The sequence below is a fragment of the Clostridium sp. MCC344 genome, assembly GCF_018785365.1.
Taxonomy (GTDB): Bacteria; Bacillota; Clostridia; order Lachnospirales; family Lachnospiraceae; genus Pilosibacter.
The window spans coordinates 1-10032 of record NZ_WQPQ01000032.1 but is presented as its reverse complement, the minus strand read 5'-3'; the positions used below and the strand labels follow the sequence as shown (position 1 = coordinate 10032).

At 50.1% G+C, this 10032-nt stretch carries 10 protein-coding genes and 1 pseudogene; all 11 read left to right on the top strand.

Annotated elements, in window-relative coordinates:
- Positions 1 to 258: 258 nt before the first annotated feature.
- Positions 259 to 2145 (top strand): DUF4368 domain-containing protein, encoded by a 1887-nt coding sequence (locus GPK90_RS10105; RefSeq protein ID WP_346011241.1) that lies wholly within the window; start codon positions 259 to 261, stop codon positions 2143 to 2145.
- On the top strand, positions 2142 to 2486 hold the full coding sequence (locus GPK90_RS10100; protein WP_033119194.1) for a TnpV protein: 345 nt from the start codon (positions 2142 to 2144) through the stop codon (positions 2484 to 2486). The genes GPK90_RS10105 and GPK90_RS10100 overlap by 4 nt, the downstream gene beginning before the upstream one ends.
- A 135-nt stretch (positions 2487 to 2621) precedes the next feature.
- Entirely contained in the window at positions 2622 to 3452 is an 831-nt protein-coding gene (locus GPK90_RS10095; RefSeq protein WP_025483373.1) for a TraX family protein, read from the top strand.
- Between the two features lie 300 nt (positions 3453 to 3752).
- Complete coding sequence (locus GPK90_RS10090; protein ID WP_015516227.1) at positions 3753 to 4277, top strand: hypothetical protein; 525 nt, start codon at positions 3753 to 3755, stop codon at positions 4275 to 4277.
- Positions 4278 to 4404: 127 nt separating this feature from the next.
- A complete protein-coding gene (locus GPK90_RS10085; RefSeq protein ID WP_055191773.1) occupies positions 4405 to 4764 on the top strand; it encodes a DUF3847 domain-containing protein in 360 nt (119 codons plus the stop codon).
- Complete coding sequence (mobQ, locus tag GPK90_RS10080) at positions 4730 to 6226, top strand: MobQ family relaxase (protein WP_060457860.1); 1497 nt, start codon at positions 4730 to 4732, stop codon at positions 6224 to 6226. Before GPK90_RS10085 ends, mobQ begins: the two co-directional genes overlap by 35 nt.
- Positions 6223 to 6525, top strand: a complete 303-nt coding sequence (locus tag GPK90_RS10075; protein ID WP_024729653.1) for a hypothetical protein — start codon at positions 6223 to 6225, stop codon at positions 6523 to 6525. Before mobQ ends, GPK90_RS10075 begins: the two co-directional genes overlap by 4 nt.
- An 11-nt stretch (positions 6526 to 6536) precedes the next feature.
- A complete protein-coding gene (locus GPK90_RS10070) occupies positions 6537 to 8408 on the top strand; it encodes an AAA family ATPase (RefSeq protein ID WP_215702873.1) in 1872 nt (623 codons plus the stop codon).
- A 142-nt stretch (positions 8409 to 8550) separates the two neighbouring features.
- Positions 8551 to 8709 (top strand): transposon-encoded TnpW family protein, encoded by a 159-nt coding sequence (locus tag GPK90_RS10065; protein ID WP_215702872.1) that lies wholly within the window; start codon positions 8551 to 8553, stop codon positions 8707 to 8709.
- A gap of 41 nt (positions 8710 to 8750) precedes the next feature.
- Positions 8751 to 9629: pseudogene (locus GPK90_RS10060) on the top strand (VirD4-like conjugal transfer protein, CD1115 family); the annotation flags it as partial.
- 89 nt (positions 9630 to 9718) lie between these two features.
- Complete coding sequence (locus GPK90_RS10055) at positions 9719 to 9934, top strand: Maff2 family mobile element protein (protein WP_016306504.1); 216 nt, start codon at positions 9719 to 9721, stop codon at positions 9932 to 9934.
- Positions 9935 to 10032: the final 98 nt, after the last annotated feature.

The following is a 10032-nucleotide window of genomic DNA, read 5'->3' as shown; positions in this document are numbered from 1 at the left end:
GAAGAAGAACGCAACATGAATACGCTGGTGGAAATGATAAACAGCATGGAAGTCCGGGAGGATGACGAAACCTTCAAAAACGCGGTGGACTATATGTTTGACGGGCTGGAACGCCGCAGCCCCCAGCACTTCGCCGTGAGGCAGTATAAGAAATACAAGCTCGCCAGCGGTGTTGTATGCTCTAAAAGACTTCTTAATCAAGCGGTTGGGAAGTCTCTTAGAACACACAACCTAAAACCGAAGAAAGGAGCGCAAGTTATGAGAAAAAACGAGAAAATCACAGCTCTGTACGAACGACTGAGCCGTGATGACTTTGGCAAAGATGATGACCAACAGCGTGAGAGCAATTCCATTTCCAATCAAAAGGCTATGTTGGAGGAGTTCGCCGCACGGCAGGGCTTTACGAACATTGTCCATTTCACGGACGATGGCATTAGTGGTACTTGCTTTGACCGTCCCGGATTTTTGGCAATGATGAAAGAGGTTGAAGCCGGGAATGTGGAGTATCTGTGCATCAAGGACATGAGTCGCATGGGTCGTGACTATCTGAAAGTCGGTCAGATTATGGAAATCCTGCGTCAGCGTGGCGTTCGCCTTATCGCCATCAATGACGGCGTGGACAGTGCCAGAGGGGACGATGATTTTACCCCTTTCCGCAACATTATGAACGAGTATTACGCCAGAGACACCAGCCGTAAAATCCGTTCCACTTTCCAGTCCAAAGGCAAGTCCGGCAAGCACCTCACAGGCACAGTCATTTACGGCTATCTCTGGAACGAAGCCAGAGACCAATGGTTGGTTGACCCCGAAGCCGCAGAGGTGGTCAAGCGTATCTTTGCCATGACGATTGAGGGCTACGGTCCGTATCAGATCGCCAGCAAGCTGAAAGAAGAAAAAATTCTCATTCCGTCCGCTTACCTTGCCCAGCACGGCGAGGGCGTGAACAAGAATAAGACTTTCAAAGATGTGTACGGCTGGGGTTCTTCCACCATCTGCAACCTTCTTGAAAAGCGTGAATATCTGGGACACACCATCAATTTCAAGACCCGAAAGCACTTCAAGGACAAGAAAAGCCATTATGTCCCGGAGGACGAATGGACGATTTTTGAGAATACGCACGAAGCCATTATTGACCAGCAGACCTTTGACCTTGTGCAGAAAATCCGTGGGAATGTCAGACGCTACCCGGACGGCTGGGGCGAAGCAGCTCCCCTCACAGGCTTGCTTTATTGTGCCGATTGCGGCGGCAAGATGTATGTCCACCGTACCAACAACGGCAAGCGTATTTCTCAATATACCTGTTCCCAATACAGCAAAGTCCCAGTTGGAAAGCTCTGCACGACACAGCACCGTATCAATGAAGATGTGGTACTGTCCCTTGTTTCCGAAATGCTCAAAGCTATTGCCGAATATGCCAAGCATGACAGAGCCGAGTTTGTCCGTGTGGTGCAGGAAGCACAGTCCAGCCAGCAGACGGCAGAGGTCAGGAAACAGCGGACACGCCTTGCCACAGCAAAGCAGAGAGTTTCCGAGCTGGAAGTCCTGCTCTGCAAAATCTATGAGGACAACATTTTAGGCAAGCTGTCTGACAGCAGATACGCCACTCTGGACGCTCAATACGAAAAGGAACAGTCCGAGCTTACCGCTGAAATCTCTGTTCTGGAAAAGGCTGTCAAGAGCTATGAGAAGCACGAAAAGGACGCTGACCGTTTTATCGATCTGATTGACAAATACGAGAACTTCGACAAGCTGACCATTGCCATGCTCAACGAGTTTATCGAGAAAATTCTTGTGCATGAGCGTGACCGCAAAGGAAGTATACAGACCACACAGGAGGTTGAGATTTACTTCAATTTTGTTGGGCGTTTCGTTCCCCCGGCGTTTGGAGAAGTGGAGCTGACCCCGGAGGAATTAGAAGAAATCCGCAAGCGAGAGGAACGCAAGGACAGACTTCATCAGAACTACTTGAAGCGTAAAGCCAGCGGAGCGCAGAAGCGATACGAGGATAAAATCAAGGAGCGGAAAAAGGCAGAAATCGAAGCCAAGAAAGCCGCCATTCGTGCAGAGGACATTGCAAAGGGCGTGTTCGTCCCTGTCAGCAGCTTACCGCAGAGAGAGCCAATGAAAGGAGTACAATCAGCATGAATATCACTTACACACAGAACGGCGATTATCTTATCCCGAACATCGTTATCCGCAAGACCAAGCCCATCGGACACTACGGCAGACTTCGCAAGGCGTATCTGGAAATGCACCGCCCGATACTGTTCAATGAACTGGTGCTATCCGACAAGCTCTTTGAACATTGTGCCGAGATTGACGAAGCGGCACGAAACCGCATGGAGCTGATCGTGCGGTCACTGGCAGAGCAAAACGGTGTGACTGAGCAACTGAAAGCCGATAATCAAATGGAATGGGTGCGGCAGATGAACGCTTGCAAGGCACAGGCAGAGGAGATTGTGAAAGCAGAATTGATTTATGATTGAGTGAGGAAGTCCGGGCAGAAAACTGTTCGGACTTTTCTCATATATTCCAAAGTTGCGATAGAATTGTTCACGAGTTTTATGGTATAATTTGAATGCGAAAAATCGTAGAATTGGAAGTTGGTAGGAGGTTGCTTTATGAGCCTTGATAGGAAAATAAATCGCATTCAATTTCTCTCAGGAAATTCGCTAAAGGTTATTGCTGTACTGACAATGCTTATTGACCATCTATGTAAAATTGTGCTGCAATGGCTGCTATCAAACTACTGGGGGGCTATGGCAGATAACGGGCAAATGTCGTGGGAGAGATTCCGAGAGATAGATTATTTCATACGGTTTGATTTGCAAAGCATTGGGACGATTGCTTTTCCGCTATTCTGTTTTTTGCTGGCAGAAGGATTCCAACACACAAGAAGTAAAAAACGCTATATTGGGTTGATGCTTGCATTTGCCCTTATTTCGGAAGTTCCATTTGACATAGGTTTCTTTAGTGCGTATTCACGAATGGAAGATACATTTCCGTTTTACTTGAAGTATCAAAATGTATTTTTCACCTTGTTTTTAGGCTTATTGACATTGGTATGCCTTGAAAGATTTTCGTGTAAATCAGACCTACCGGTGGATAGAATAAAATCAGCAGTCCTGCAAGTTCTCAGTGTAGTGCTTTTTTCCGGCATTGCGGAAGGAATCCATTGTGACTACGGTATGCAGGGGATCTTATTCATATCAGCATTTTATATTTGCCGTAATCACCGAATCTATCAAGTGTTGCTGTTCCTTTTGGCTTACATGGGGACAACGGGGAATCAACCGCCTTTATGTACGCTTCTTGCCTGCTTGCTTATTCTGCTATACAACGGAAAGCGTGGTAAACTGAAGCTAAAATACTTCTTCTATGTTTTTTATCCAGCACATATCCTTGTCCTATATTTGATTCAGATAGGACTCGGAAAATACTTACTGAAATGACTAATTGCAGTTTGTCGAGAAATTAAGCCGGAGCAAACCCCTTTAGGAACTAAAGGGCGCACTTCTATACTCTCTGTCGAGAGTAGTGCGCCCTGCGGAGCTTCATTCTCCGTCAGCAGAAGAAAACTGCATGACCGAGAATGTTGCGTCACTTCGTTCCGTCAAGGTGGCTACACCCCCTTGCGCCGCTAAAGCGGCTATCCCCTGTGGACTTGCCGTCCGCAAACGGTTTTGACAAACCGTTCGCCGCCAGCAAGTTTGAAAATCAAGAATCTTAATTTGATAAAGGAGTGTGATTCTATGAAAAAGAAATTACCCATAATCCTCTTGGGTGTTATTTTGGCTTGTGTGTTGGTTTTCGGTTTCCTTTATGCAAACAATGACATTGGTAAAACCGCAAACAGTTTAGAAGCAGACATTCGCCAATCTCAAAAAATTTTGGATGATTGGATTGTTGATGGAAGCATTTCCGACACAATGGCTGCATTTATTTCTTACCCACAGGACAAGACAGACCACACTTTTTCTGTCTATGTAAATCGCCCTGGCTTGTCTTTTGGATATTTCTTCCGTGGTGGTGGAGATATAGTTGAGGTTGATGATTACATTGCAGAGTTTGTTGTTGAGGGAAATAACGAAAGGGCATTTATCTCAATGAATACCCAAAATATTGTTCGACTTGAAGTAGATGATGGCAACGGCATTCAGGTGATTGATATTGATAGTGGCAAGCCTTTCGCCATTGTCCTGCCCCTCAATGTAGGAAACATCTGTTTCTATGATACGAATGGAAATGTTGTGGAATATCTTCGCCAACAACTTTGACCAACTTCAATTTACCGAACTGAACACAACAACTGAATACCGAAAAACTGACCGTTGACTGGTCGCAATCTGCGAAAAGTTGACGGTCTTTTTTTATCCCCATTTTCAAAAAAGGAGGTCACGAAAAATGGCAAAACCGAAAAACCTTGAACAGCTCCGAGCCGAAAAGGAACAGGTCGAGACACAGCTTGCACAGGAACAGCACAAGCTGGAGCGTCTGGAGAACAGAAAGAAGTATCTGGAGAAAGGCGAGAGACAAAAGCGCACCCACCGTCTTTGCAATCTGGGCGGCACGATTGAGAGCCTTGCCCCGGAGTTCAAAGATCTCACACGCACCGAAATGACGGAGCTGATGGAGTACATCTTTTCTCTGCCCGAAGTCCAGCGAGCCGTCCGTCACATGGCGATTACCCACATCAACCAAGCGAGCAGAGGAAAGGAGCAGAAAGCCGATGGCACTATTTCATCTGAGCGTCACGCAGACTAAGCGAAGCGCAGGACAGTCCGCTATTGCTTCTGCCGCCTACCGTGCCGGGGAGCGATTGTATAGCGAGTATTATGGCGAATACAGCGACTACACCCGCAAGGGCGGCGTGATATGCTCCGACATTCTCCTGCCGTCCCATGCACCGAAAGAATACGCAGACCGTCAGACCCTATGGAACGCCGTGGAAAAAGCCGAGCGTGGAAAGACGGCACAGCTTGCATACAGCTTTGACATTGCTTTGCAGAATGAATTTTCCCTTGAGGAAAACATCGCTCTTGCAAGGCAATTTTTATTGGAGCAGTTTGTGAGCCGTGGCATGGTGGTTGACTTCGCTGTACACCAGCCAGACAGAGAGGACGGCGGCATACCCAATCCCCATTTTCATGTGCTTTGCCCCATCCGTCCCATCGAGCAGAACGGCAAATGGGGCTGTAAGCAGCACCGAGTTTACGAGCTGGACGAGGACGGCAACCGTATCCGGGACGCAGATGGAAACTTTGTGTTTAACGCCGTTCCCACTACCGACTGGGGCAGTCCCGAAACGCTGGAATACTGGCGGCAGACATGGGCGGAGCTATGCAACGCCAAGTTTGCTGAAAAGGGGCTTGACGTTAGTATCGACCACCGAAGCTATGAGCGTCAGGGCGTGGAGCTTCTTCCCACCGTCCATGAGGGCGCAACCGTCCGGGCAATGGAGAAGAAGGGCATACGCACCGAGAAAGGCGAGTTCAACCGCTGGATCAAAGCCACCAATGCCGTTATCCGGGACATTAAGAAGAAAATCGCTCTCCTGTTTGATTGGATTGCCGAAGCAAAGGTGGAGCTTGCCAAGCCGCAGGCACCCGACCTTGTTTCTCTGCTGAACGCCTATTACACCCAGCGCAGAGCCGGGGCGTATTCCCAGAAAGGTAAAATCAGCAATCTAAAGGAGATGAACGAGACTTTCAATTATCTTCGGAGGAATGGCATTTACTCCCTTGAAGATTTGGAAAGCCGTGTCAGCGAACACAGTGCTGCCACAGAGAGCTTGAAGAAAACGCTGGATGAGCAGACGGCACGAATGAAAGCGATTAAGCGGCTCTATGACAGCTCCGCCGCTTTCCAGAACTTGAAGCCTGTCTATGACGGCTTGCAGAAAATCAAGCTTGAGAAGCCCAGAGCCAAGTACAAGGCAGAGCATGAAGCGGAACTGATACAGTTCTACGCCGCCAGACGAAAGCTGACCGGGGAGTTCCCAGACGGCAAGGTGGATATGAAAAAGCTGTCCGACGAGTATGACGAGCTGGAACAGGCGCACAACACCACCTATGGCGAGTTTAAGACCGTCAGAGACGATTTACACCGCCTTTGGAAGGTCAAGTCATGTGTAGATACTGCCGCCCGATTTAACGAGCGTACAGAGGAACAAAAGCTCCAAAATCGACCCCAAACACGACAGAAAAAGGAGGATATGACACGATGAAAAAATACGACTGGAAGAACGAGTACAACCCCATCCGCAGAACGGCAAAACGCCTTTTGAGCGGAGAAGCTTTGACCGATGGCAGACCGCTTTCCGACCTGATCGAGCTGGACGAACACACCCGGAAATGCCTTGCCTTTGAAGCCACCCTCACCGACCGCCAGATTGATATGTTGCAGGAGCTGGGCTATCTGCCTGTTATCATGAGACAGTACGGCGAGGAATGTGCGAACTGCCCCTACACGCTGGACGAGCGTGAGCATGGCATTTGCAGACGATGCGCTGTTTTCAAGAAGTAAGGAGGACGCCCATGCAGTACACCCAAGCACAGATCGACCGGGCAAACGCCGTCAGTCTGGAAGATTTTCTCCGCACACAGGGAGAGACACTTATCAAAAGCGGACGGGAATACCGCTGGAAAGAACATGACAGCCTGACCGTCCGGGGAAACAAATGGTTTCGCCACAGCCAGAGCAAGGGCGGCTATCCTATTGATTTTGTCATGGAGTTTTACGGCAAGTCCTTTCCCGAAGCTGTCCAGCTCTTAACCGGCGAAAGCGGTGAGGGACAGAGCGAAGCCAGCACAGCACCGCACACAGCGTTTCACTTGCCCTTGCACAACAGGACAGCCGACAGAGCAATCCAATATCTCACAGAAAGCCGAGGTCTCAACAAAACGCTTGTTGAGGCTTTTCTTCTTTCCGGGGATATTTACGAGGACGCAAAGCGGCACAATGTTGTGTTTGTCGGCAGAGACCGAAGCGGTACGCCGAGATACGCCCATGTGCGAGGAACGGCAGACCCATTCAGACAGGACATTGCCGGGTCTGACAAATCCTATCCGTTCCACTATGAGGGAAACGGCAACCAGCTCTTTGTCTTTGAAGCACCGATTGACCTTTTGTCCTTTATCTGCCTTTATCCGCAGGACTGGCAGACAAGGAGCTACCTTGCCCTGGGTGGCGTTTCGGGCAAAGCCCTTGACCGTTTCCTTTCTGAACGCAAGGACACCCGAAAAGTGTTCCTCTGCCTTGACAGCGACACCGCAGGAAGTGAAGCCTGCACCCGGCTGGCACAGGACATTCCCGGCGAGATCGCCGTCATTCGCCTTGTCCCGGCAAGGAAAGACTGGAACGATGTTCTCCGTCAGCAAGGGGACATTCCGAGCCGCAAATTCATAGCCGAGACAATCACGCTGCGAGAGCTGCCCACCGCCCAGCCTGTTCCCATGCTCCGCATGGCAGATGTGGAGCTGACGAGCGTGGATTGGCTATGGTTTCCGTATATCCCATTTGGAAAGCTGACGATCATACAGGGCAACCCCGGCGAGGGCAAGACCTACTTTGCTATGCGCCTTGCGGCGGCTTGCACCAATCGAAAGCCTTTACCCGGTATGGAGACCCTTGAGCCTTTCAACATCATCTACCAGACCGCAGAGGACGGTCTGGGCGATACCGTCAAGCCCCGGCTGATGGAAGCGGAAGCAGACCTTGAAAGAGTGCTTGTCATTGACGATAGGGACACACCGCTGACCCTTGCCGATGAGCGCATAGCAAGGGCAATCCGGGAAAACAACGCAAGGCTGGTTATCATTGATCCGGTGCAGGCGTTTCTGGGCGCAGATGTGGACATGAACCGGGCAAATGAAGTCCGTCCCATTTTCCGCAGTCTGGGAGATATTGCACAGGCTACTGGGTGCGCTATCGTGCTGATAGGACACCTGAACAAAGCCGCAGGAACACAAAGCACTTACAGGGGCTTAGGGTCTATCGACATTACGGCGGCAGTCCGCAGTCTGCTCTTTATCGGCAAGCTGAAGGACAGCCCCACAACGAGGGTGCTTATCCATGAGAAAAGCTCCCTTGCGCCGCCCGGACAGTCCCTTGCCTTTTCTCTGGGAGACGAGAAAGGCTTTGAATGGATAGGAGCTTATGACATTACCGCTGACGAGCTTCTTGCCGGGACGGACACCGCCAAGACCGAAAGCAAGACCGCACAGGCGCAAATGCTCATTCTGGAACTGCTTGCAGATGGAAAGCGTATGCCGAGCGCAGAGCTGGAAAAGGCAGTCAATGAGCGTGGGATTTCCTCACGCACCATGAGAACGGCAAAGAGCCGTATCGGGGACAGACTTGTGACCGAGAAAGACGGCACCGCATGGGTCTGCTATCTCCGAAACTGACAACAGGAACACGGCAAGCGTGGCAAAGACGGCAAGGGTTTTATAGATACCTTAATGTTGCCGCCTTGCCTTGTTCCCTCATACTGACACCGCCCGATGATGAACAGTCACCGGGCATTTTTCATTTACAGGAGGATTTTGAATGAACAATACCGCAACCAACACCGCCCCTTGCCCGACTGTCAGAAAGCAGATCGGAAAGACAACCTATATCGTCCGTGTGCATTTCAGCGAGACCGCCAAGGAGACAATGGAGGACAAAATCAAGCGTCTGCTCCGTGAGGAAGTCCGCAAAATGTGACTTCTTTTTGAATTTGATGAAAAAGTCCTTGACTTTTCGTCTCTGGCAAGACAGCCAAAAGCATTTTGATTTCCTGCGGTGCAAGACTGGCTCCCTTTGATATTCCCCAACTTCGGGAGATCATGTCTTATGACGAACTGGAGCTGGATAAGCTGGGGGATGAAAAATCAGCGCTGTTCTTTCTTATCAGCGACACGGACACCACCTACAACTTTTTGGTTGCCCTCGCTTTTTCGCAGATGTTCAACCTTCTGTGTGAACGGGCTGATAACACCTATGGCGGGCGTCTGCCCTACCATGTGCGGGTGCTGTGGGACGAGGCAGCCAACACCGGACAGGTGCCGGGGCTGGAAAAGATCGTGGCCGTCATCCGCTCCCGTGAGATCAGCCTGACGCTTTTTTATCAGGCAATGAGCCAGTGCAAGGCATTGTACAAAGACCATTCCGAAACCATCATGGGCAACATGGACAGTATCGTATTCCTCGGAGGCCGGGAGGCTTCCACCCTAAAGGATATTTCGGAAAACTGGCTGGGCAAGGCCACCATCTCTATGCAGACCGAGGGCCGAAGCCGTGGACAGTCTGAAAGTTACAGCCAGAATATGCAGCGACTTGGCCGGGAGCTGATGACCACCAGCGAGATCACCACCATGCCCGGGGATAAATGTATCTTGCAGCTTCGGGGGCTCCCGCCCTTCCTGTCCCCGAAGTATGACTTGAAAAAGCACCCGAATTACAAGTACACAGCCGAATTTGATAAAAAGAAAAACGCCTTCCGCTTGGAAAGCCTGTTCCGCCACCGGCCATTGAGACTAAAGCCGGAGGACGAATACACGGTGTACGAAGTGGACGGCTCCGACACGGACGAAGAAGCTGACCTGTTGAATTTCGATGATCTGGACAGCGACGAGTTTGTGTAACTTCGGGCCATGTTGACCCGAAGCGCCGCCGATGTGGGCGGCTTTTTTTGTACCCAAAATCATCAAACAAACAAAATGGAGGAACGTATATGGAATTTTTCAATCAGGCAATCGACATTCTCAAAATTCTGGTCATGGCTCTTGGCGCCGGTCTGGCGGTATGGGGCGTCATCAACCTTCTGGAAGGTTACGGGTCGGACAACCCTGCGGCAAAAAGCCAGGGCATTAAGCAGCTGATGGCGGGCGGCGGTGTCGTTCTGATCGGTCTTCAGCTTATCCCTCTGCTGTCCGGGCTGTTCAGCTAAATGTCACCCGTTGTCCCTTTTTCCAGAAAAGGAGCTGATGTATGGACTTTATCATCGACGCAATCGTTGAATGGCTGAAAGGTCTGCTCGTCGATGGT

What these genes read in the sequence shown, in the direction of transcription:
- GPK90_RS10105 (WP_346011241.1), top strand. Translation starts at nt 259, where the DNA reads ATGAGAAAAAACGAGAAAATCACAGCTCTGTACGAACGACTGAGCCGT.
- GPK90_RS10100 (WP_033119194.1), top strand. Translation starts at nt 2,142, where the DNA reads ATGAATATCACTTACACACAGAACGGCGATTATCTTATCCCGAACATC.
- GPK90_RS10095 (WP_025483373.1), top strand. Translation starts at nt 2,622, where the DNA reads ATGAGCCTTGATAGGAAAATAAATCGCATTCAATTTCTCTCAGGAAAT.
- GPK90_RS10090 (WP_015516227.1), top strand. Translation starts at nt 3,753, where the DNA reads ATGAAAAAGAAATTACCCATAATCCTCTTGGGTGTTATTTTGGCTTGT.
- GPK90_RS10085 (WP_055191773.1), top strand. Translation starts at nt 4,405, where the DNA reads ATGGCAAAACCGAAAAACCTTGAACAGCTCCGAGCCGAAAAGGAACAG.
- mobQ (WP_060457860.1), top strand. Translation starts at nt 4,730, where the DNA reads ATGGCACTATTTCATCTGAGCGTCACGCAGACTAAGCGAAGCGCAGGA.
- GPK90_RS10075 (WP_024729653.1), top strand. Translation starts at nt 6,223, where the DNA reads ATGAAAAAATACGACTGGAAGAACGAGTACAACCCCATCCGCAGAACG.
- GPK90_RS10070 (WP_215702873.1), top strand. Translation starts at nt 6,537, where the DNA reads ATGCAGTACACCCAAGCACAGATCGACCGGGCAAACGCCGTCAGTCTG.
- GPK90_RS10065 (WP_215702872.1), top strand. Translation starts at nt 8,551, where the DNA reads ATGAACAATACCGCAACCAACACCGCCCCTTGCCCGACTGTCAGAAAG.
- GPK90_RS10055 (WP_016306504.1), top strand. Translation starts at nt 9,719, where the DNA reads ATGGAATTTTTCAATCAGGCAATCGACATTCTCAAAATTCTGGTCATG.